The organism is Paraniabella aurantiaca, assembly GCF_050309965.1.
In the GTDB taxonomy this organism is placed as follows: domain Bacteria; phylum Bacteroidota; class Bacteroidia; order Chitinophagales; family Chitinophagaceae; genus Niabella.
This window is the reverse complement of the sequence record NZ_JBLOSY010000001.1, coordinates 931172-956272: the sequence shown is the minus strand read 5'-3', so window position 1 is coordinate 956272 and position 25101 is coordinate 931172. Positions and strand designations below refer to the sequence as shown.

The 25101-nt window shown below is 38.5% G+C and carries 19 protein-coding genes; 16 read left to right on the top strand and 3 right to left on the bottom strand.

The features are described from left to right. Positions 1 to 63 precede the first annotated feature (63 nt). The 14 genes from ACLOAU_RS04250 to ACLOAU_RS04185 all read left to right on the top strand — a co-directional run bounded on the left by ACLOAU_RS04250 (position 64) and on the right by ACLOAU_RS04185 (position 16967). On the top strand, positions 64 to 3810 hold the full coding sequence (locus ACLOAU_RS04250) for an RHS repeat domain-containing protein (protein ID WP_427860601.1): 3747 nt from the start codon (positions 64 to 66) through the stop codon (positions 3808 to 3810). 6 nt (positions 3811 to 3816) lie between these two features. After that, positions 3817 to 4203 (top strand): hypothetical protein, encoded by a 387-nt coding sequence (locus ACLOAU_RS04245; protein WP_427860600.1) that lies wholly within the window; start codon positions 3817 to 3819, stop codon positions 4201 to 4203. Between the two features lie 10 nt (positions 4204 to 4213). Further along, a complete protein-coding gene (locus ACLOAU_RS04240; RefSeq protein WP_427860599.1) occupies positions 4214 to 8836 on the top strand; it encodes a DUF6443 domain-containing protein in 4623 nt (1540 codons plus the stop codon). Positions 8837 to 8844: 8 nt separating this feature from the next. Then, on the top strand, positions 8845 to 9183 hold the full coding sequence (locus tag ACLOAU_RS04235; RefSeq protein ID WP_427860598.1) for a hypothetical protein: 339 nt from the start codon (positions 8845 to 8847) through the stop codon (positions 9181 to 9183). A 108-nt stretch (positions 9184 to 9291) separates the two neighbouring features. Then, entirely contained in the window at positions 9292 to 9549 is a 258-nt protein-coding gene (locus ACLOAU_RS04230; RefSeq protein WP_427860597.1) for a hypothetical protein, read from the top strand. A gap of 119 nt (positions 9550 to 9668) precedes the next feature. Next, positions 9669 to 10094: a hypothetical protein gene (locus tag ACLOAU_RS04225; protein WP_427860596.1), complete on the top strand. Its 426-nt coding sequence runs from the start codon at positions 9669 to 9671 to the stop codon at positions 10092 to 10094. Further along, complete coding sequence (locus tag ACLOAU_RS04220) at positions 10094 to 10558, top strand: DMP19 family protein (protein WP_427860595.1); 465 nt, start codon at positions 10094 to 10096, stop codon at positions 10556 to 10558. The genes ACLOAU_RS04225 and ACLOAU_RS04220 overlap by 1 nt, the downstream gene beginning before the upstream one ends. A 24-nt stretch (positions 10559 to 10582) precedes the next feature. Beyond that, the gene (locus ACLOAU_RS04215; RefSeq protein WP_427860594.1) at positions 10583 to 11266 is read left to right on the top strand and encodes a hypothetical protein; all 684 of its coding nucleotides are present in this window, start codon (positions 10583 to 10585) and stop codon (positions 11264 to 11266) included. Positions 11267 to 11422: 156 nt separating this feature from the next. Next, positions 11423 to 11788: a DUF4844 domain-containing protein gene (locus ACLOAU_RS04210; protein ID WP_427860593.1), complete on the top strand. Its 366-nt coding sequence runs from the start codon at positions 11423 to 11425 to the stop codon at positions 11786 to 11788. Between the two features lie 9 nt (positions 11789 to 11797). Beyond that, positions 11798 to 12352, top strand: coding sequence for a hypothetical protein (locus ACLOAU_RS04205; protein ID WP_427860592.1), 555 nt, complete (start codon positions 11798 to 11800; stop codon positions 12350 to 12352). Between the two features lie 282 nt (positions 12353 to 12634). After that, positions 12635 to 13249, top strand: a complete 615-nt coding sequence (locus tag ACLOAU_RS04200) for a hypothetical protein (protein ID WP_427860591.1) — start codon at positions 12635 to 12637, stop codon at positions 13247 to 13249. A gap of 67 nt (positions 13250 to 13316) precedes the next feature. Then, a complete protein-coding gene (locus ACLOAU_RS04195; RefSeq protein WP_427860590.1) occupies positions 13317 to 13697 on the top strand; it encodes a hypothetical protein in 381 nt (126 codons plus the stop codon). A gap of 1202 nt (positions 13698 to 14899) precedes the next feature. Next, positions 14900 to 16498, top strand: coding sequence for a hypothetical protein (locus ACLOAU_RS04190; protein WP_427860589.1), 1599 nt, complete (start codon positions 14900 to 14902; stop codon positions 16496 to 16498). Between the two features lie 31 nt (positions 16499 to 16529). Further along, on the top strand, positions 16530 to 16967 hold the full coding sequence (locus ACLOAU_RS04185) for a hypothetical protein (protein ID WP_427860588.1): 438 nt from the start codon (positions 16530 to 16532) through the stop codon (positions 16965 to 16967). A gap of 16 nt (positions 16968 to 16983) precedes the next feature. Here the strand turns inward: ACLOAU_RS04185 and ACLOAU_RS04180 are convergent, their stop codons facing one another. From ACLOAU_RS04180 to ACLOAU_RS04170, 3 genes are all read right to left on the bottom strand, one after another. Further along, a complete protein-coding gene (locus ACLOAU_RS04180) occupies positions 16984 to 17997 on the bottom strand; it encodes a PDDEXK nuclease domain-containing protein (protein WP_427860587.1) in 1014 nt (337 codons plus the stop codon). Positions 17998 to 18046: 49 nt separating this feature from the next. Continuing rightward, a complete protein-coding gene (locus ACLOAU_RS04175) occupies positions 18047 to 19120 on the bottom strand; it encodes a restriction endonuclease (RefSeq protein WP_427860586.1) in 1074 nt (357 codons plus the stop codon). 141 nt (positions 19121 to 19261) lie between these two features. Continuing rightward, positions 19262 to 19558 (bottom strand): hypothetical protein, encoded by a 297-nt coding sequence (locus ACLOAU_RS04170; protein ID WP_427860585.1) that lies wholly within the window; start codon positions 19556 to 19558, stop codon positions 19262 to 19264. A gap of 847 nt (positions 19559 to 20405) precedes the next feature. On the opposite strand from ACLOAU_RS04170, the gene ACLOAU_RS04165 reads away from it, so the two are divergent. Together ACLOAU_RS04165 and ACLOAU_RS04160 are read left to right on the top strand one after the other, a co-directional pair. Then, a complete protein-coding gene (locus ACLOAU_RS04165) occupies positions 20406 to 21821 on the top strand; it encodes a TlpA family protein disulfide reductase (RefSeq protein ID WP_427860584.1) in 1416 nt (471 codons plus the stop codon). A 107-nt stretch (positions 21822 to 21928) separates the two neighbouring features. Then, complete coding sequence (locus ACLOAU_RS04160; protein WP_427860583.1) at positions 21929 to 25096, top strand: SusC/RagA family TonB-linked outer membrane protein; 3168 nt, start codon at positions 21929 to 21931, stop codon at positions 25094 to 25096. Positions 25097 to 25101: the final 5 nt, after the last annotated feature.

Below are 25101 nucleotides of genomic sequence, written 5' to 3'. Positions count from 1 at the left end.
ATATCTGATATGGATGGTGAGACAGTTATTATAAGTTTTAAGAAAAAGATAATTATGCAAAAAATGAAGAACAGCAGTTATAAGTACTATTTGTTGTTATGTTGTATGCTCGTTCATTTCGCCCATGCGGTAAGCGCACAGGTAGGACCTTCACCGGGAGGAGGCTCAGGGCTTCCTGTCTTTGCGAACCCTTCAATTGCTTCATTCGGTGATAATTCTATGTTGTCTGTGGGCCGTTATACCGGCGCTCCCAATATTTCTATACCGGTTACATCAGTTTCTTATAGAAATGTAACCATTCCTGTAACATTAAACTATACCTCGGGCAAAGGTGTAAAACCGGATGTTTTCCCGGGGATTGTAGGGAACGGCTGGGATATCAGCCTGGGCGGGGAAATTACAAAGATTGAAAACTCTCTCTCCTCGGAATCTTACTTATCCATTGTGGGTGCAGGTACACCCATACCTATTGACAATGATTTTTTGAATGACGGTGACTGGTCTGGTTCATTGAAGATGGAGACCTTAATAAAAGATATGACCACGCTTGTTTCCAGTAAAGATGTGAATGATAGATATGCTTTTTCTTTTTTAGGCAGGGCTGGCGTAATATATAAAGATCCCCTGGGGAACTTTAAAATTAAGACCAGTGACGGGGAAGAATTAAAAGTAACAGGCGGGCCAATGACCTCTTATATTCCGAACATGATCCCTTTTGAAGCGCAGGATACCTCACTTCATGGGAAATATTCCTTAGTGAGTGGAGGGCCTGATCCGGGGAATAATATTTATATAGCCAAGTTTGTCTATTGGTTTGTCATTGTGGATTCCCGCGGGATAAAATATGAGTTTGGCGGAACGCCTAATTCTATAGATTTTGTAAGGCCCGGATTACAGCCGACAAAAAGTGATGCAGGACAATACCTGACAGCGGCAAAAAAATGGATGCTTACAAAAGTTACATTTCCGCAGGGCGATAGCATCTTGTTAAACTATGAACGGAGAAAATTTTTTATCACCAGCCAGATCGAACATAAATTCAGGTATTACTATATTGACGGGACATTAGATCCCTTAGACCTAAGTATGCCCCAACCGGCGGTCAGTATATCCAGTACCCTTACCAATCCATGTTACCTTAAGGAAATTATTACGCCTATACAAAAAGTCAGTTTTAAATGGAGTAATTCAAAAAACCAGTTGCAGTATAAATTTAATATACCTAATCCGCCATCAGGAACCGAAGAAATAACATTAAATGATTCCATTGAACTAAATCACCTGGCAAGCTCCATCTATTTTTGTAAATATCCTTCCATATGGAATGCCTCTCTTAAAGACAGGTCGCCGGATAAGCTGGATTCTATTATCGTCTACGATATTGAGAACCAGATTAATCAAACTGTTTGTTTTAACTATACCAATGACACTACTACAAGGTTAAAGCTATTAAAGCTGGATATATATGGCCGCAACTTTTTGGATACCATTCACTATAAATTTGGGTATAACAGTAAAACTTTGCCGTCATACCTTAGTATGCAATCGGATCATTTCGGTTACTACAACGGTACTTCAGTCTTCCCGCTTTCATTGGACACCGGAAATTACATTACCTATTTTTCTAACCCCGTAAACAGGGCACTGTACACACAGTCCAGGGAACCGGACCCGGATTTTGCCGATGCCGAAATTTTGGAAAAAATAACATTGCCTACAGGCGGGTATGTTAAGTATACCTATGAACCTAATAGTTATGGCGGGTATACCACCCATTGGCCTAATACATATATCGGTGATACGCTGACAAAAATAACCGGTGGGCTCCGGGTGAAAAAGATTGAGCGATATGCAGATGACAGTACCCTGGCAGATAAGAAGAGTTTCATTTATCAAAAAAATTTTATCAGCGGCGGTACCCGTTCCAGCGGGGTGCTTTCTCACAGGCCGGTATATTATGAAGAATACTATGGGGATGTAAAAGATACGATGCGGAATAATGCATTACACAGCTATGATAAAAATGATGTTGTTTATAAATATTGGAGTATCAATAGTATCAACCCGATAGATTATTATCACGGTGACTTTATTACCTATTCCGAAGTGACGGAGCAAAACGGTGATCATGGAGGCTTTACCACCTATACATTCAGTAACTATGATAATGGGTATCTGGATCTTCCGGTTGAGAACCAGATCATGGATGACCGGCAGGTATCCCAGGTTTGGAAGAATGATGAGGAGAATAACCTGGCGCTTGAACGGGGGAAAGTATTGCATCAAGCGGTTTATGACAGTACAGGCAATATACTGGCGAAAACTATTCATGAATACAACGACGATCCCGGCCGGTTTTTAGATCATAGCCGGTCAATGATCCTGCGCAGTAATCCCAATTATGCCATCCGCACACCGTCTATCCGCTATGTAGCGAAACTGATCTATAATTACCATCACTATTTAAAAAAGACCACCCAAATTATGTATGACGGTGCAGATTCCTCTGTTACCACTCAACTATATGCTTATACACCTCAAAAACTATTGATGGAGCATACTTCCTATAATAGTTTGGGAGATACGATTGTCAAAAGATATACTTATCCTGTGGATTCTACGGGCGTAGCAGTATATGATAGCATGGTGGCTCAGCACTATATTTCACCTGTGCTGAGTGAAAAAAGACTGGTTAACGACGAGCTTACCAATACGGCAAAAACAATTTACCAGTCCATTACAGGCAAATTGCATATGCCGGCCTCCACCACCACCAGTTTATATGACGATGCTACGGGCGAGACAACACGGTTTACTGTTTATGACCCTACCGGTAACATTATAGAAGCGGAAAAAGAAGATGGGATAAAACAGGTTTACCTCTGGGGGTATAAAGGACTGTACCCGGTAGCTCAGGTGCTGGGCAGCAGTTGGGATACGGTTAAAAGTGTAGTGGATACCAGCCTGTTAAAAAATGGTACTTCAGCCCAGATCAAGACCCAGCTGGATAACCTAAGGGGTTATTTTTCTGGTAACCCGATGGTTTCAGTAACTACCTACACTTATCGTAACGGCATTGGCATTGCCAGCCAAACAGATGGCAACGGTCGAACCCTGTATTACGACTATGATAATTTTAACCGGTTGAGCCTGGTAAGGGATGAAAACGGCGCGATCATAAAAAAAATATGTTACAACTATGCAGGCCAGGAGGAAGATTGTACGGCAGCCTGCGCGGGTACGACCCCGTTATGGGTAAATACAGACAGTGTTGGCCTTTGTGAAATGGACGGCATTTATAAAACCGGCTTTTTGTTGCAGCAACAGCGTGATATCAATATTTGCAGTCCAACATTTGGTCAGCTGCAAACCAACCGTATCCTCGTTCCCTATAGTTGCAAACCGGACAGGATATATGCGAAACTGTATTATGAGAACCTGAACTATAGTCCAATGGCTACACTGGGAGATGTGGTAGTTCGTTTCTACCTTGATTCGGCAGGTACGATACCGTATAATGTAATTAACCTCCCACTCAATTATGAGATCATGTCATCGCCTCCGCCCTGCGACTTTCCTATTCCGGCTATTGATCTGCCCCGGATGGTCAGCGGAAGCAGTTATATCCTGGCAACACAAACGGTATTAGCTACTATGGTGAATGATAACTGCGGATGGGTATTGATACCACCGGAAAACTGTCCTTCCTGTCCGCCGGAAGAAGGTACCTGGGTGGAGATATGCGAGAGTGTGCCCTGTCAAAGCGGGTATGCCTTATTACCAGGTACAGGTTATATCATCATTAATTAAACGATCATGAAAAAAATAATTATACAGGCATTCCTGATGATGCTGGTAACCACAACAGCTGCATCGCAAACAGGATCTGATACTTTGGCATTAACGCCGGCCGAATCAGCAATTAAACAAAGTTTACAATTAAACAATGTACAGGCGGGCGCTTTCTTTTTGCTGGAGCGGACCAGAGATTCAAGCTTTAAAAAAATGATCATAGAAAACACGGGTGCCGGCGTTGACCTGCCTGCAAAAATTAACGGGCTAAATGATGAGCATTATACAAAGGTTGCTGCCATTTTAACCAACAGCCAGTATACTTTGTACCGCAAGCTGGAGGAAGCAAAAAGAAAAAAAATGGTAACAGCTTTTGAAAAAAGAGAAAACAACAACAGCCAACATCCATAAACGGAGTATCATGAGATTAATACATAATAATAAGCCTTTACTGCTGACAGGGGTATTCTCGGTGTTAACGCTGGCTTGTTTTGCCCAGCCCAGGCAACTGCCTTCTGCTTACCCCGTGAACAAACCGCTTAACTATATCCGCACCTGGGATGTAATGAAACCCGTTATCAACCCGGACTCACTGACCCTGGCTACCCTGGTAAAAGATGCCAGGATTACTACCCAGTATGTTGACGGTTTGGGTAGACCGTTACAGACTGTGATTAAACAAGGTTCACTAGCGACCAATCCCGCTGATCCTGGGGCTAGTGCAGCGGCAACAGATATGATTGATATGGTCGTATATGATGAATATGGGAGGCAGGCGCACAAATACCTGTCCACGCCGGCCGGTGAAACAGCTCTTACGACGGTGCCGAACAATGGTCTTTTTAAAAGAGATCCTTTTCAGCAGCAACAGGCTTTTTATAATACGCATTTAACGGGGCAGGCCGGAGAAGTAACCGGCAGTAATACCAACTGGGCATATAGCCAGACAAACTTTGAGGCTTCTCCATTAAACCGTCCGCTGGAAAGCTTTGCACCCGGGGTTAGCTGGGTGGGTTCTGAAACTAATAATCCTGCTGATAACCGGTCGGTAAAAATAAAAAGCCGTTTCAATACAGCTACGGATAGTATAAGGATATGGAAAGTGACCAATGCTGCTGTAGGTAGTTTTGGTACTTATGCCACCCCTGGCAGATACCCCGCGGGTGAATTATACAAAAACATTACTGAGGATGAACATGGAAAGCAGGTAATAGAATTTAAAGATAAACAAGGACTGGTCATTCTTAAAAAAGTGCAGCTTACGGCAGTTAAGGAGACCGGTACCGGTAGCGGTCATAACGGCTGGTTATGTACTTACTATATTTATGATAATGTAGGCCGGCTAAGGGCGGTTATTCAGCCTGAAGGGGTTAAAACGCTGAGCGCCACCAGCTGGAGCCTGACCAGTACTTTACTGGCAGAACAAACTTTTCGGTATGAATACGACCAGCGCAGTCGTATGATCATGAAAAAAGTGCCTGGTGCAGGGGCATTATACATGGTTTACGATAAGAAAAACAGGCTGGTAATGAGCCAGGATGCCAATATGCGTACCGGCACAGTGCGGTGGCTGATCACCCGTTATGATGCCCTGAACCGGCCACATGAAACCGGGTTATGGACCAACAATACCACATTTACTACCCATTTAAGCAATGCTGCTGACACGGGAGAAGACTATCCTGATATCAGTAGTAATTACGAACTGCTGACCAGCACTTATTATGATAACTACGACTGGGCCGGTAGTTATGCCGGCGGCTTTAAAAGTTATGATATTACGGGCCTGGATAGTCACTGGTTAACAGCTTCTAATACCCAGCATCCCTACCCCCAGGCTGTACCTGATACCAACAATACGGCGACAAAAGGAATGATCACCGGTAGCAGAACCAGGATATTGAACAGCAGCCCCGCAAAATACATTAGCAGCATCATTTTTTATGACAATAAAGGCCGTACCATCCAATTAAAAACCATCAATGAAAGTGGGGGGACGGAGGTAGTTACCACGCAATATGGTTGGACCGGCAGTCCTTTGATAACGGTACAGCAACAAACATTAAAAGGAAGTACTGACCAAACACTTACGGCTATAACCAAACTCAGTTATGATGAGCTGGGCAGGTTAATACAAACGGATAAGAAAACAGGCAGTTCCCTGGTAAACAGCGGTAGTTTACCTGCGACTTACACTACATTATCACGGCTCCAATATGATGCACTAGGCAGGCTGCAAAAAAAGGTACTGGCGCCTGATTATGACGATGATGATATGGATAATGATGATGGCCTTGAAAACCTGGAGTACCAATATAATGTACGTAGCTGGTTACTCGGGATCAACCGTAAATATGCCAGGGATGACAATAACAGTGATAACTATTTTGGTTTTGATTTAGGGTATGACAAGCAGGCTAATAACCTGGTTGGCGATGCCACTTATACAGCAGCCCAATACAATGGAAATGTAGCGGGAATGGTATGGAAAAGCAAGGGAGATGCGGAAAAACGCCGGTACGACTTTAGTTATGATGCGTCCAACCGTCTTTTAAAAGCGGGTTTTAGTCAGTACACTGCCAGCACCTTTAACCAGGACGTCGGCATAAACTATAATATGGTGATGGGCAATGGCACAGACCCACTTACTGCTTATGATGCTAATGGTAATATCAAAAAGCTTCAGCAATGGGGACTACAGGTGGGCAGTAGTGTTCAAATTGACAACCTGAACTATGTTTACCAGGAAGGCAGCAACCGGCTGTTGAAAGTAACAGATTCCATCGGAACCGATAATAAACTTGGGGACTTCTATAATGGAGGTAGTGCTGACAACGAAGATTATGCTTATGATGCCAACGGTAATATGGTGAAAGACCATAACAAAAACATAGGCACGGCAGGTGCAGATGGCATTACCTATAATCACCTGAACCTTCCCCAGACTGTAACTGTCAGAACTGCTTACAACAGTGATACCATTAAGGGAATAGTAACCTATACCTATGATGCAGTGGGTAATAAGTTAAAGAAAACCACTGCAGAAAACAATGTAACGGTAAACCATAAAGGCAGTGGATATACGGGCAGTATCACCACCATTACCAGCTACCTGGGTGCGGCTGTTTTTGAAAGTAAAGTGTATAGCAATATCACGCTTGATACGGCTTTAGGCTATGAGAACCGTTTACTCTTTATTGGCACAGAGGAGGGCCGCGCCAGGGCAGATACGGCCCATGACCGGTTTATCTATGATTATATGTTAAAGGACCACCTGGGTAATGTGCGTATGGTATTAACGGATGAGCAACGGACAGATACCTATGACCCAGCGAGCATGGAAACGGCGGCAGCTGCTACTGAAGAACAGTTATATGCCAACCTGCATACCAGGGAAGATAAGCCGGCAGGATACCCAACTGATACGTATACCGACCCCAATGAAAAAGTTGCGAAGGTTATTGGCAGTGGCAATAAAATAGGCCCTGCGATCACACTAAAGGTAATGGCCGGCGATAAGTTCAATATCCGGGTGAGCAGTTGGTACAAAACCGGAGGCTCAAGTCCTGATCCGGTGGTAAATCCCTTTACAGAACTGGCCACAGCTTTATTAAACGGGGTAGGCGGTATTATAACCGGTAGCCACGGAGCAACGGGTGTTACACAACTCGAAAGCAGCGGCCTGCTTTCAGGCAGTGCTGCGGCATTTTTAAGTGATCAGCCTTATACCAGCGGTAAGCCTAAGGCTTATGTGAACTGGGTGCTATTAGATGAACAATTTAAATATGTTGCGGCAAGCAGCGGAGCTGAACAGGTGGGCGCTAATGAAGAATTTAAGATACATAACAGCGGACTGATCAATCTGCCGGTTTCAAAAAACGGCTATCTTTATGTTTACGTAAGCAATGAAACACCTAATATCAGCGTGTTCTTTGATAACCTGCAGGTAACTCATACCCGTGGACCGGTACTGGAAGAAAACCATTATTATCCTTTTGGCCTGGGGATGGCCGGTATCAGCAGCAAGGCACTCAATGGCCTTGCGTCCAACCGGTACAAATACAATGGTAAGGAGGAACAAAGGGAGGAGTTCGCAGATGGTAGCGGGCTGGAATGGCTTGACTATGGGGCCAGGATGTATGATAGCCAAATTGGCAGATGGCATGTGATAGATCCGTTAGCAGACCAGATGCGCAGATGGAGCCTGTATAATTTTGCTTTTAGCAATCCACTTCGGTTTGTAGATCCCGATGGGATGAAAACAGAGGATTGGATACGATATAAGGATGAGGATGGAGTAAATCATTTTTTTTGGGATGAAGAAGTTACCAGCAGGAAGACATTCGATGACAAATATTCCGGTTATTACAATGTAATATACCTGGGCAACAAGGACGGTAATTATACTGATCTGGACGGGAAGAAAGTGCAGCTGAATAAGGGAGGTTCCTGGAATTATATAGTGGAACCCAAAAAAGAAGAAGAGAACAGTGCTTTAACCACTGTATTGGATATTGTAGGGGCCAGTGAAATACCTATCTTGTCGCAACTAGCAGATGTGTATAGTGCGGTTAACTCTTTTGTAAATGGAAATTATGGTGAAGGAGTTATTAATCTTTTTGGTGCGATACCTATTTTAGGGAAATTTAGTGATGGATTAAAAGCGGGGAAATATGCTAGAAATACATTGGGTTGGGCCAATGAGGGCAGCAATATTTGGAAAGTTGGACGGTATAATGATTTAAAAGGGCTAGAAGCTGGCCTAGATGCTCACCATGCTGGGCAAAAAGCTGTTATGAAAAATTTTATCCCGGGTTACGATCTAAAAACTGCACCATCAATTTTGGTGCCCGAAATTGGCCATAGGTTTGTAGGGCCAAATGGAATAGTATCGAGAGTGACAACCGGATTTTCGAATGCTCGTCAGTTACTTGCAAGAGATATCTTTGAGTTAAGAAGAGTATATCCAAATATTCCTAATAACGCCTTAAAGGAGCTAATTGACATGAATAAGCAATTTTATCCTGGGGCGTTTATAAAATAAAAATAATTATGAATCCGAATGAATTAATAGACTTTTTACGAAATAATGTCATTGAAAAAAATCTTGAGCTATACAAAATGTTGCTTGATACAACCAAAGAAGCAACTGATGAAACATGGAAGGGTATATTGCCTATTTATAACAGCCTTAATGAAGTTCAGAAAAGTAATTTTATTAAATTTTTGCGCTTAGTAGAAGTTAACACACTGTCTCATGTTTTAGGTATTTTGGATGGAGTATCGTCTACTAAAGATTTAAAGGATGAGTTAATACTAATTAGTAATTCTACCGAAGAAAAGATCAATGGGGAACTACAAGATATCTTTTTAGAGTCTGAGGAAAATTGATCCAAATAGTAGCAGTCCTTCAGTCCCTTATATTAAGATTTACAAAAATGTGCCATTAGAGTAAGGTTCGACGGAAGCCAATAAATGATACATTGGTTAAAAAGTAAAATGAATAAACAAAATTGTAGAGTTTGTGGTTTTCAAAATGACGATCTTCCTTGGGGTGAAGACGGTAATTCTCCAACTTTTGAAATTTGTCCTTGTTGCGGTGTAGAGTTTGGTAACGAAGATTACACAAAAGAATCAACAATGGAATATAGAAAAAAATGGATTCACGAAGGGGCCCGGTGGTTTAGTCCTAGGGAGCGGCCTACTGAATGGAACAGAGAAGAGCAGTTTAAAAATATCCCCGCTGAGTTTTTATAAAATTGTGGTCATTCCTGGTGTGATATGAAGCGTTTTGTAAAATAATTAGGTAGGGTTATTTAAGTAATGGCTGACTGTGAACCTTTAAAAGAAATTCTAACATATTTTGTAATGAATTCATGTATTTACAGCAAATATTAAATATAAGTGGAGACTCAATTCTTGAAGAATACTCTTATTCAGCAGGGATGTTAATAATAGTTTTGACTGTGGGGGAACTTGATAAAAAGCTAAGAATAAGTATCAATACAGGAGAGTTACACTTCAATAATTTTTATTTGAGTAAGAAGGAAGTTTTATACAAAACTTGCAGAATTGAAATAGCAGAATTGGCAAACATTCTTCAATTGAAAAATGGAATATATACTCCGTCAGATTCTTTTGGAAAATTTATGAATGAGGCTAGAAAGAATTATAACCTCGCATATGGCAAAAAATCATCCGAAGTGAAATATTTATTTTCGTTAGTTGGTTACAGCAATTTGATTTCTTGTGTGTTTGAGGACCAAGATTGCATAGTAGTCGAGGAATATCAAAAGAACTGATGAACAATTCAGAAATAATCGAGACAAATTATGCCAAAGCCACACAGGGAATAAAAAGTCAATGGTTGGATGCCGTAAGTTTTGAATGGTACAATTATGTAGTTGGACTCCCGCTAGAATTAAAGGTTACTTATTTAGTAGTTGTTTTTCACAATCAAATTATGAACGGTGGATTTCATCAATATTTTGTAAATGGATATGGTCAATTTGCGGAAGAAACCATTTCTGCTTTAAGTGAAATTGGCGTCAAAACTAAAAGGCAACTTCTTTCCAACGCATTACAAATAGTAAACTCTGATGGACTTCCTAAAGAAGATTTTATAATAAACCTATTGAACAAGAAAATTTCTTCATTGTTCTTAAATGATGATTTAGCTGAACCGTTGGGTGAGTTAGATATGGCATATTATGCTGAAGAGAATGAAGATATTGTACAATTATTGAGTAGCTTTTTGCGAAAGTGATTTTATCGGACTTTTAAAGGCGCAATGATAGAGAATAGTATAAAAAGAGAAATCATAAATGATTGGGCAGAAAACTTCCCAGAATTGTCTATTTATACACAAAATAAGCTCTACAAAATATGCGGACCCTTTGTCTTTGGTATAGAGTTATTGAGTCTTCCAAGATCTGAAGATTATAGGCCTGTTTTTGTATGTTATCCATTGTGGAAACCAGGAGTAAAGGAATGTCTTGAGGAACCGTTTTTTGTGGAGGAAACCCGCAATAAAAAAGGATTGCAAATTAATATCCCGTATAGAGAAAGTATTAACTATTTTGAAGAAGCTGTCGAATGTGCTCAAAAGCAAGCATCAATTTTGCAACTCCCGAATGTTACTTTGGGACAACTATTTGAAACGATTGACAAACAATTCTTGCAGAGCATTGTAAGAGCTAGTCCCGTAGGACAACTTAAACTTTTTGAAGCAAAATTTAATGGAGCTTTATATGTGAATGAATTGAATAAATGTTCAGAAATATTGGAGGAACTAAGCACTCTAATTGGCAATTATGACCCCAAGTTTTTAGAATGGAAATTTGGAGATCTGAATGTCTGGTTGGAACACTTGCAAATACAGAAAACAAATCAGAAGAATTTTTTCAATCAAATCGAAAAAAATAGGCAAGATAAAAAAATAACAAAGCTTATGACTTCGGAACTCAAAGCATAGACTAATTCTTAGGGGTATATTCACCAAAAGTAAGTTCAAAAAATATTTGAGTTTTTATAGAGTGTCAGTGCCATAATTGGATTGAGGTTAAAGATAAAAAACATTGTAGAATAGGTAGTCGATCAGATAAATAAACTTTTCAATCAAACATTGCCTATGAATAAACAGAATATAATTAATTCTTTAGAAGAGTTTTCAAAAGTACCCAAATTTGAAGCTGATGAGGTGTTGTTTTACGACGGATTAGCTGATGACGAGCTAAGGTTGTTATTGAATAATGTAATTAACGAATCAGCTAATGAGTTTATTGATATAGTAAACATGGACGGAAAAGGAAGCGATTATTTACAAGTTATGACAAACGGGTTAAAAAAGATTGATGAAGCTAAATTGCTTTTAGATACAACCGACAGGGAAATGGTTTGCTCTTATTATGAAAATTTAATGGACATAGTTGGACTGGAAAGTTCAGAAGGTCTTTTAAACACATGGTTGTATGGGTTTGATCCTAACGCTCTATAACTATGATTTATGAGAATGAAGTATTTTTTTATTTTTTTTAGGCTTTCAATTCTGATGTTTTCTTGTAAAAGATCGGAGGACAAATCAATGTTTTTATATTTCCCTGAATCAAAGAGTGATTTGAAAGAAAATGGATATGACCTAAACAAAGATTTCTCATTTTACTACAAAAGAGTTGAGGATACAGTGGAAAGGATTTCTAATATTACGTCTGAAAAGAAGACTTTTTCTAAAAACTTTCAAATTAAGCTACAACATCAGAATCAAGATTCGGCAATAGCTGACATGAATAGAATAGCTGATTTTATCAAGATTAAGTCTACAGAAGTTATTGCAGAGGGGGATCACTGGAAGTTAGTTAAAATGGGCGAGTTTCATTTTTTTGTTTTCTATGGATTATCAGGTTTGAAGACATTTTGTCTTGTTAACTATAATAACTTGAATAGTAAGAATCAAAGAGATGCCAGTATTAATTATTTGGAAACCAATTTGATTGAAAATAGCGACTCCATAAGCGTCAAAAAAATTTCGAATTCGATAAATTTTATTAAAGCATTTCGTTAATCAGCTATTCGAATTTCGCAGTTTTCCATTTAGCACTTGGCGGACGTCCGATTATGATGTCACTAACGACGTCTATCTTTATGATGGAAAAGATTTTAATAGACAAAACACGATAGAAGGTGGGAATAATCAAGGTTATCTTCCAAGATACAAGTTGTTTACGAATCTGAGCCACGATTTATGGGAGCAAGGCCACCAAAAAGCTAATGACACTTATAAGTATGAATTAACAAACGCAATTTGGAAAACTACATTTTCTAAATTTCATAAACAAGGTGCAAAATGGGACATTTCAAAATGATAAAAATAGCCAGTCTATTAATAGTAATGAGTGCTTGCAACAGCAACACTTCTCTTAAGCCTTATTCAGACGAAAGTGAAAAGCAAATTTTCTGCTATGAAACAATCAAAGAAGATTTGAACAGGCTCATCAATTATAAAACTGTACTAGCTAACAGTACTTATTACAATATTGACAAAGAGGGCGGTTCTTTGTTATTAAAAGAGAATAAAGAACTAAAAGAACAGTTTAATGAATTTTTTGATCAGAATATTGAAGTCGAACCTTTTCTGATAAAAACTAAGAACAACAGAATATTACTTTTGATTGGGAAGGCGGCAGGAGCCACTGGAATAGGAGTGAATTATTGGAACTACAAAGGATATTCAATTGATGTAGGAAGTCCTATTCTCGATTTTTCTTCTCTTTTGAAAACACCATATTCTCTTTATGAAAATGATAAGGATGAAGTTCATTATATCGAGGTTGACGATAACTATCCTCGTCCCGCTGGAGGTGAAGATATCAACTTGAAATATGTTCCTGTTTTGTTGCGGGTTTTTAATGGAAGGGCTAAAGTATTAGAGATTGAGACAAAATGCAAAACCAATAATTAGAAAAGAATTTATTTCATAGTAATCCAGGAATTGTAACGACAACTATTGTCTTCCTAATTATTGTTTAATGAAATACTTTTTAATTACGATGTTAGTCATAACGCAGCTTTCATGTGGAAGTTTAAATCAGGATTCGGAATGCCGAGGCTTCCAGGAAACCCTAACTTCCCAATTAGCGTTAACGTCTAAGGACAGCTTGAGTAATACTGAAGCAAGCCGATTCTGGGAGAAAATCATTATAGCAAGCTGTTCCTTGTTAAAGGATGAAGATGAAATATTTATAGCCGATATAGCAGGGAAAGAAGGGGTGCTTTTTTTGACCAAACAAAATGGGTTTCAATCCTATGAAAGAGTTGGGAATGATATTCACCTGCGTACTCAAAATGTAAAACATGACAGGCTTGAACATTTGGTGACCAAACTAAATGAAACGGGGGAGCATATTTAGACTCACTGGGTGAAAGGAAAACACTTGCGCAAGTAAATGATGCGCAAAATCTGACAATCTTTTTTTTAGATCAAAAGCAGTCAGAAAAATCATACATGTTTTCTATACCTTACGTTCTTAGCCTGGTTCCGTAGAAAATCTCGTCTACGTGACGTTATAAATATTATGAATATTCGGTTATACATAGCAGTAACAGACCCAATGGAACAGTCAAAATCCAATTTGGTGTATGAGCTGTCGATTTAATAGATCGGCAGCTTTTATTTTAGGGTGTAACAGGCTAAGCTACAGAAAGGCTTAACAACCAGAATCGTTTGACTTTGAGAATTTTTATAGTCCTGGGAGTGGTAATATATTCGACCTGGCTCTGGCGCACGCTATCATTTACGTTTTTTCTCGCTTTTATTCTCATTTTGCTTGCGTTTTGTGTCAGTGTTTTTTGCTGACGTTTTCACTCACCTTTTCACGCACGTATTCACCCAATTTTTCTACTTAGTACTTAAATGAATTTTTACGCTTTTTAAGGCCGAAGTTTATTGATAGAAGAGGCTTACATATGCGATAGGATAATTAGAGCGGTATCAAATTATATATGGCGACAAGGACTTGAAAGGAGACGCAAATTTTAGAGTGAAATTCGATTAGACATAGCGGTTACGAATCCAATGGGATAGTCAATTTGCTTTCATAATATATATACCTATGTAATTCACGATGTTAGTGAAATTTAAGGATAATACTGTAACCATAATAGTTCCGTGACCGGATTAGAATCTCAGGATTAATCTGCTATAAAGTGAAATAGAAAGGACAAAAACAATTAGTTATTTTTTAATTTCATAAGAAATCTTTCTAGTTTTAGAATTACTAAAAATGTGTATATAAACTAGTCTTTATGTAAAATACATGAAAAACGCATCTGAAAGGAAGGTGAAATATAGACGTGGATATTAATCGTTGCCTATCAAATAGATTAACAGGGGTTAGAACAACAATGCAATCACATGAGAATCGATTCGATAATTTCAACTACTACATTTTGATTGTCGATGATTTGATATATTAATAGCCAATTAGAATGTTATAATACTTAATATTCTTTTATTGTATAAGTCGACTTTCCCAATATTAAAAACTGCAAAGGTTTTTTGATGAATAACCTGTTTTTTTTGTCTAATTAAAAATGTAAAACATCATATTTTATGAATCGCCAACTAAAATTAACGTTTAGTATTATTGTGATCTTGATTATTGCTGCTTGCCACAAAAGGGATGTATTGCAAAAATCAAATTTTATTGATACGGATATGGCGCGTTCTTGGCTACACCAAAATGGGTTAGCTTACAAGAACGAAACTATTTCTGTACAGGTGCCTAATAGCCTAATGCTAACAGGTAAATTAAACTGGCAAAAAGCTAAACAATTTAATTGGGAAGGTAGAGATTATATTGATATCCCTTTTGAATTTGCAGAATATGGTAAAGTTATACCAGGACGAGACGAGACCGCCCCCGCCCATTTTAATTTAGTACTTCGAAAGAAAGGGGTTAATGATTTTGAAGGAGCCGTTAGAACAACAATGCACCTGGAGCAACAAGTAGCGATGGGGTCTATTAAAAATTTTCAAAGCTATCAGTTGCTGGACGGTCAGTCAGCCAACACCTGGATGGTAAAGGGGGATGAGCGAAAACTTTTTGCCACTCAGCGACTGGACATTGACCCAATAGCAGCTGCCAACATAGAATTGCTGCGTGCAAATAAAGGCAAACGACAATTAGGTGCAACTGGCGCTGATCGTTTGATGACAGAAGCTCCGTTAGAATGTCCGCCCATTGCTTTAACCAGCTATCAAAATGTCTGTTGGGATGATCCAATCCACGGCCAATATAATGTTACATGTAAAAGTATTCGAGTGACAGAATATGTACCTGATCCTACATGCAGCAGTGCCAATAATCCGCAACCACCAAGTTCCGGGGGAGCAACGGGAGGCCCGACAAATCCGTTTACACCTCCTACTTATCCTCCAGATCCAAACGACAATGATGATGGCGAGACTGAAAAAAAAGATCCCTGTGTAGAAGCTGCAAGGTTAGCACAGGAAATAATGCTAGATTTCAATAATCCTGACATAAAAAACAAGATAGATACGTTGAAGGCGCTAGCTAAAACTTCAAAATTGGAGTTAGCTTTTAAATTCGGAGTAAGCAATACTACAGGGGAGTACAAAACGACTGATATGTTTAAGGGGGGAAAAACGTCAGTTGGTTATACTTATTCAACTAATAATTTTACCGAAAAAGGAAGTGCTCATTTGCACCCAATAGTTTTAGATGGCGTTCCATCTGCTGGTGATATATATGGCCTCTATGACGATGTAAGTATTAACTCTACTTACTTATATGACCTAGTAATATGGAATGATGAAGTGTATATGTTAGGAATTGTGGATAAAGCCGCATTTAGTAAATTTATTACCAAATATCCAAAAGTTAATCATTATGATGAAAAAACACATGGTTGGAAATGGAAGTCCCCCCTCTATAGGTCATACGATGTAATATTGCAAGGATACTATAATTTGTCAGGTAATAAACCAGAAGCTGTTGAAGCGGCATTAGCGTCAATAATAGACGAATATAAAATGGGTATTATATTGCAAAAGTGGGATGCTTCTATTAACAAATTCAAGCCTTTAAGAAGTGTAGATGTAGAATATAAAAGCACTTCAGGCGCTGTAAGTGGTTTTGGTAATACAAGCCCTTATCAAAGCATCACTATAAAAGGATGCAACTATTAATATTGAATTCAGTCTATATAAAACAATCATTATGAAACAATACTTATTCATTCTTTGCCTGATTTTAAGCACTACAATAATGGCTCAAGTAACTCCTGCTACGTACCAGGATACAGCTAATTATCTCAATAACGAAATAGCGGCAAAAAAAAGCTTATTTATAGGCAAGCCCTTTTCGGTGTTATTAGACAGCTTAAAAATTATGCCTGTAAATTTAACTTTAAGCGCACCTCCTTCCGATAGTCTAAAAGGGCACACCGCAACATTAGATTTTAACTATAGCACAAAATTTAAACAGTCACATTACCTTTTGATAGAGTGGCAGAATCCATTACCTTGGAACACATACGCTCCTATTGTAAGAGAAGGTTTTTCCGCACTTAAAGCACTTTATGCATCTGTCATAATAAAAGATATTGAGATAAAAGATTATGGTCAACCTGACCCAGATGATGATTTAGTTTACTAGACAACACTGGCATCCACTAATTGTCGTTTTGAAGGTCTATTAACCTTATCAATTCTTTTTCTCTTTCTATTTCCGCAATTAGCTCTTCTTCTGTTGGCAGGTAAGGCAGGTACTTGCTTGCGAAGAGCTGCTTGTTTTCGTGAAGGACAGAGTATTTTGCTATGGTACTATCGGTTGCGGTACAGAGCAAAATACCAATGGTAGGCTGGTCTCCCTCTCTTTTTTCCAGGTCATCAAACATTCGCACATACATATCCAGTTGTCCTATATCCTGATGAGTGACCTTATCTGTTTTTAATTCCACAATTACGAAACACTTTAAAATATAGTTGTAAAAGACCAGGTCTATGAAAAAGTCTGAGGTTTCCGTGCGTATATGTTTTTGTCTTGCAACAAATGCAAAGCCTTTTCCCAGTTCCAGCAAAAACTGCTGCAAATTATCAATCAACGCTTGTTCGAGTTGGTTTTCAGTATAAGCGTAGTTAGCTGGAATGTTTAAAAATTCCAGTACAGCCGGGTTGCGTATAAATTCCTTCTTATCCTGCTGGAAATGGGCTGATTTTGCCTTCATTTCGTCTTCTACAGGTTGTTGTACTTGTGAGGACAATAAACGTTGATAATAGAGGGTATTTATGTTTCTCTCCAGCGTGCGCACAGCCCAGGTATTTTCTGCAGCTTCTTTTATGTAATAATTCCGAGCCTTCGGGTCAGATACCCTCATAATAAGCCGAATGTGCGACCAGTTTAAATTGGCACACATGTGTGCCAATTCTTCCCAAACAGGGAAAGTAAGGTAAAATTGACGGTAGTCGCGAAGTGTCCTGGTGCTAAATCCTTTTCCCAGCGCTTTTGAAAGATTATTGATGATCTCTTTTCCGTATGCGGCCCTGTCACTTCCATTTTGCTCTTCCTCTACAATACGTTTGCCCATAAGCCAGTATCCTTCTGTCATTGCAAAAGCTACTGATGAATAGGCCTTTTTTCTTGCTGCTTCAAGTATTAACCTTATATCTTCTATAAATGTCGTCACGTTAGCCAATTTTCATATTTTAGTTTATACCTTAAGTTAATATTTCTTACTAAGTCAGCCTAGGATTGGTACCTTTTAATTCATTTGTATAGGCAATATAGTTTTCCCTAAATTCCTGGCTATTATTTAAGGAAATCTTATCCATTTTAGTCCTTGTAAAATCTCGAATGATCCTTACTTCGGTTTTATCGGTTGTAAAAATTTCGAAGGCAACGTCCATGTATATAATTAACAAGTATTCACCAAACCTGCCTTGTTTCCAATCACGACTAAACGCTAAATTAAATCCATAATATTGAAAATCATATTGTTTTATGGGGTGTTCACGGTCCATCATTATATAATAGTCGTATTCGGAAAAAAAACCAATCCCACTAACCTCTTCGTAATCAGCAAACTTTTTAAAGATAGTTAATTCTTCGTTTTTGGTCGTTTCTCTAAGGTGGTATAATATCCTATCGGTTATGTACGGATCAAAATCATCATAATAATCTGTTCTGGCGCCAAAAAGATTATAGTTAGAGTAAAAGCTATTGAGAAGAAAACCAATATCATTTAAATCAAGCTTGGTAGGATCAATATTGGGAATAATCTCTTTCAGGAATTCATAGCTAGGTTCAATATTGTATTTCAGTTTATGGTCCTTTAAAACGGCTAGCATTCGTAAGTACCGGTCTATTGAAAAATATTGTTCTACAAGGTCTGGAAAGTTTGACAGCCTGTCTTTTAATTCTTCTCCTTCAATGACAATAATATCATAAGGTTTACCCTGGGCGTTAATTTTTTCAAGCCAGGTTCTTGCTCCATTGGTGAGATAGGATGAAAGGATAAAAACTAAATAACCGGGCTTTTCCGCATCAGCCCAGGCAATTTTTGAGGAAAGATGTTCCGGCGGAACGCCCCCGGTCAAATAGTGTTTACATTCAAAAAACCATCTTACCTCTTTATTTCGAATACTATTTTGAAAGATATAGGTTCCCTCAATATCACGTCCACTATCACTACCTCCCCTGCGCCAAACGAGGTTTTGAAAGTTACTTTTTACTAATAAGTCATAGCAGAGATTTTCAAAGCCGCTTGGGGATAATTCATCAAATTTTATATCATCTTTGTTGAATACCAATTCACAGAATTAAAATAAAATAATCAAACTACGATTTTTCTTTAGGGTGCTTAATTAAGCTAATTGAAAGTTGCACACATGTGTGCCAAATCTCATTAAAAATAAAATAGATAGTTGTAAGCTCGATTTCTTTATTCGACGTTACTTATTTTTTTTCACGCTCCCCTTGTTTCTTCCTCCTCCAGAATTTTGTTTCTGATTATAGATAAGCAGGAAAATAGTTTTTGCATCAACTTCAAAGTATTCGGAGAAAAGAAAAATATCACCTACGCGAATATTTCTTACAGTATTTATTAAACCCTCCATTCTTTCAAATCCGATACCAAGATCTGTTGAAACTTTGGTCTTTGGAATATGGTCAAAAATTTCCTTAAACTGAGATATGTTTTCAGTTTCAATTAAAATTTTAACGGTCTTATACCTCTTATCTTTAACCATTTTTCAAATAACCTAATTGTTTAATAGAAATAAGTTATTTGTTTGGTATTAGTTATTAAAAAACATCTATTTTATGAGTAAATTACTAATAAAATCTTAGTAATTTGATTTTTTATATTATATTTGGTAGTCAGATTTTATTATTATTGTCTGAAGTTAAAATTTTTGACTTTACTAATTGAATTATTGACAAAGTACTAAATTGCAAGTCTTCGATAGATTTGAAGTCTTTGCTATAAGTCTGGCTCAGAAAACCGCGAATTTTCAAAAAGGCCAAGATGGTAGGAAAGACCTGCTCTATATTCTTTATGAACATAGGGCGGGCCTCTATCAGCTTACTGGCCTTGGGCTCTTCGCGGTGCCTCTGAGCGGTAAGACGAGGCCCGTTCTATGTTTAATTGCCTCGCTTATTTCAGACTTACATTATTAAACTGCTGAATGTAAGTTTTGGAAAAAAAATGCCTTCATATTCTTTACTTGGATAGGAACCCTTTTTGCAAGTTCCTTAAATATATTTATTGTGTTTGTACTTCGAGCTTTAATGGACTAAATTGCCTTTATAAGGACTTTTTTCACACCGCAAGGTGTGAACCTGACCAAAGCAATTTCAGGTTTGCCTGCAAACCGAAAAACCCTGTGTAGCGCCGTAGCGCTTGCACTGTGCTGGCCGGACATTTTCGCTTTTACAGCGTTCCCCGTGTTCACAATCCAGGGCAATTAAAAACAACAGCCCTTTTGTTTCTGTCCGTTTCTACAAAAATCATGTAGTAGCTGGCGGCTAGGTATTTTATTGCCTGCTCCAGCTCCCCCTGTTACTCCCCATTTTATAACCTTAAAATTTCTTACAATGAAACTCCTCCTTATGTTCGGCATGTTATGGGGTGGGCTATACCTGGCATCAAGAAAAGCACCTCAACCAACAGTAAATGACCTCGCACCCACTTTTTTTGAAACCGAAGACACAGTACCCGCTAAACAACAGTACAATTTAGTTAAACCTAGTCAATCGGCTTTAATTTATAATGGCGGCGCCAATATTATTAAGCCGCTAGCCGTCGGCGATATTGTGCCTGATTTAACATTTGCCAACCTGATTAACGATCCTGGTAAGTCGGCTAAACTATCCGATTTTAAGGGTAAGGTGGTGATACTGGATTTTTGGGCTACCTGGTGTACCAGCTGTATTGCTTCCTTTCCAAAGGTGCAGGAATTGCAAAGCCGCTTTACCAACGATCTTAAGGTTTTGCTGGTTGCAACTCCCCAAAATGGAGATACAGAAGAGAAAATTACTGCATTTCATTCTAAACTTGCGAAACTGAATAGACCTAATAAATTACCAGTAACTCTCGACAGCACATTACCTAAACTATTCCCACATAATGCTATTCCACATTATGTATGGATTAGTAAAACAGGCAAAGTAATAGCCATTACCGGTGCTGAGGCGCTTACTGATAACAACATAAAATTGGCTATTGAAACAGAAAACGTTAATGCCGCTATAAAAGCAGACTTTGACAAGAAAAATCTTTACTATTTAGATTCAAAAGCGCCGCTGGATAAGTTATCATACTACAATATTTTATTAAAGGGCCGAATGACCAACCTAAACGGAGGAGGAGGCTTTGAGTATGTAAGAAAAACACAAGGAGCTATTACTGGATATTTGTTTGCTAACCTGTCTTTGTACTATCTATACGCAAGGCTGGCGACAAGATTGGTTGATGATTTTGACAATGACTTTGCCAGGATAATAACTGATTCTACTGACCGAGCATATCTTGAGTGTCCAGCTGGTCTTACTGACGACCAGCAAATTGCATGGTATGAAAACTACGGTTACACGCTTGATATTTACCATCCCCTTAGTTCTATAAAGCAGCTTTTTCAAACGGCACTTCAAAGCCTAAATTCAGGCACAGATTTTAATGCGACTATCGAGATCAAAGAAACAAAATGCCTGATTTTGCAAAGAGGAAATACCTCCAAGCAAATAAGCCCAATAGCCCAACAGCCAACTAACCTTGACGGATTAAAAATGATCAATCTCAGTGACGTAAAATCTGTAATTCGAAACCTATTAAGGTATTCGTTACCACTTGTAGATAAAAGCGGAATAAAACCAATACAGGTATTGGCCAAAGGACCTCATCCTAAAACCATGAATGAAGTAAATCAAATTCTTGCCGAAAACAATCTTATCCTAACGGAAGCATACCTACAAATACCCGTAATGACTATTTCGCGTAAACCAAAACCTTAAAGTAAATGGAAACCACAAAAAGACATAAGCATTTATCATATTCGCTACTGTATATAGCCTTGTTTTTGTTTTACAATTCGGCATGTAGTGAAACCGGTATAAAGACCATGAGCGGAACAAATCTAACAACTACTCAATTTACGGGCAAAGTGGTAGACCAAATAGGCAACCCTGTTTCCAACACTTACATTTATAATAACCGGACTAAAGTTGCCACACGGTCTGACTCAAAAGGGATGTTTACTATTGATGCCAATATTGGGGACTCGCTTTTCATTACCCACACACGGTATCAAAATTTTCAATATATCATTTTGGATGTTTCAAAATCATTAGTTATAGAGCTAATACCAAGAATAGATGTAGAAGAGGAGGTTATAGTCAGCAGTGGATATCAGAAAATTTCCAGGGCACGTACTACTGGTGCTTTCAATAAAGTGGACAGTGCCCTATTACAGCAACAGGTAAGTCCTAATATACTAGACAGGCTTAAAAATGTCTCCAACGTTTATTTCGATACCAAAAACCTGGGTTCGCGTTCAACCAATATTACTATAAGAGGATTAAGCACAATTAACGGCAACATGTCCCCCCTTATTGTGGTGGACAATTTTCCATACAATGGGGATATAAGCGACATAAATCCCGATGACGTGGAAAGTATTACTATATTAAAGGACGCAACAGCTGCCTCAATATGGGGTGCTAAATCAGCCAATGGAGTGGTTGTAATTACTACGAAGAAAGGACGATATAATCAACCGGTCTCAATTGAAATTAACACCACTATTTCTTTAAGCAATACTCCTGATTTTCGCAGATCTTATGACATTTCTATTGAGGACTACATAGATGTCGAGCGATACCTATTTAACAACAACTATGGCCTGAGCGATACCTCCTCGATCGACAGACTACCTTTTACTCCGGTTTACGAAATGTTATTAGCAAGGAAAAAAGGGCTTATAAACACACAGGATTCTGCAAGTTTCGTCAATAATTTGCTTACCACAAATCAAGAAAAGGAATATGTGAATACATTTTACCAACAAGCGAACACACAACAGTACAACCTATCGTTAAGAGGTGGGGGAAAAAATTATAACTGGTTCATATCTGGGGCCTATAATCATATAACTGCCCCCCTTAAACTCAACAATAGCAATAAAAAGAACCTCAGGATAGAAAATACATTTTCACCAGCTAAAGGCCTTGAATTGGGACTACGGCTGTTTTATACGCAGCAAATTTCATCTGTTAGCCCCACACCAGATTATGGAAGTATAACCATTGGAAGTAAAAGGGTGCCTTACTTATTGTTTTCTGACGCAGACGGCAATGCCTTAAGTGTTGATAGATACTACAGGGGCAGTTATTTAGACACGGTTGGTAAAGGGCGATTATTGGATTGGAAATATTATCCCATGGAAGATTACACCCATAATAAAACAACTAATACAGTCCAAAATTTACTATTAGGCTTGAACATCAACTATAGTTTTCTTAAAAACTTTAATCTTGGCTTTAATTATCAACAGGAACAACAACAAAGGGATTATAAAGAAACTCATACAATACAAAGCTTCTATACAAGAGACCTCATTAACCAGTTTACCAGTTTTAGCTCGCCAACTGCTCCTTTGACCCATGCTATACCTGTAGGCGACATATTAATACAAACAGAGCAAAAGATGCTGAGTCGATACGGCCGACTTCAGCTTTCATACCGTAAAACTGTTGAACGGTTCTCATATACAGGTTTGGTAGGAGCAGAAATTAATGAACGAAAATTATATGATGGGAACAACAGCACTTTTTATGGCTTTATAGAAGACCCCTTATCGTTTGCAACGCTCAACTTTAACCAGCGCTATCCCACATATGTAAATGGAACCCAAAAAGTAATACCTGGTGCACCAAAGTATTTTGCATCTACCAATAATCGCTTTGTAAGCGGTTTCATGAACAATGAAATTATCTGGGATAAAAAATATATTGCCAATCTTAGCTTGAGAACCGATGCGTCTAATATATTCGGCTTAACTACAAATGATAAGTGGAATCCATTTTGGTCTGCCGGCTCGAGCTGGGTTATTTCAAGAGAGAAATTTTTTCAGCTAAAAAGTGTTTCCTTATTAAAGTTAAGAACTACTGTTGGAGTGGGCGGCAATGTGGACCCTACCCGGACAGCATTGCCAACTGGGGGTTCCGCTACCAATTCAACTACTAATTTTTATTATGCGACGATCAGGCAGTTAAACAATCCTTCCTTGAGATGGGAAAAATCGCGCCAGATCAATTTAGCATTCGATTTTGAAGTATTTCAAAGGGTAAGCGGCTCTATCGACTGGTATTTTAAAGAAGGTACTGATCTCTATGGCCCTGCGCTACTTGATTATACGGCATGGGGCAGAAGTAATACCGTTGTAAAAAATGTGGCTAGTATGAAGGGGAAAGGTCTGGAAATTTCCCTACAAACTAAGAATATTATCCGGCCATTTTTATGGACGAGCAATATTGTGTTTAATTATAACGAAAGTAAAACATCTGACTATTTTGATCCGAATGCAGAAAACATATATTCTTTTATATTGTCAGGTGGTGGAATAACACCGGTGATAGGTAAACCTCTATATGCCATTGCTGCTTATAAGTGGGGCGGACTGGATGACAAAGGCGATCCACAAGGATTCATAAAGGGAGCAGTTAGCAAAGATTACCCCAAAATAAGAGAAAGTGCATTTAATGGAGATCAAAGTGGAATAGTTTACCTGGGCCAGGCTGACCCGAAAATCTTTGGTTCTCTCTCTAACAATTTTTCCTACAAGGGGTGGTTTTTGTCCGCTAATATCTCCTATAAATTGGGGCATTACTTCAAACGGCCATCACTTAACTACAATACTTTATATAGATCTGGTATTGGTAATAGTGAGTACGCCAACCGTTGGCAAACAGCCGGGGATGAAACACGAACTAATGTGCCTGCAAGGGTATACACTAACTATCCTAATTTCTCAGGCAGAGATGAATTTTATAATAATTCGGAAATAAACTATCTGAAGGCAGATCATGTAAGATTGGAGTATATCAATATAGGATACAGTTTTCCCTTTCTAGCCAGACAAAAATCCCTGCCCAGGAATCTTTCTTTAATTGTCAATATTACCAATTTGGGAATTATTTGGAGAAGCAACAAAGAAAATCTAGATCCTGATTATTATTATAGCTATACCCCTCCTCAGCAGTTCAGCATGACGCTGAAATTAGGCTTATAAGTATC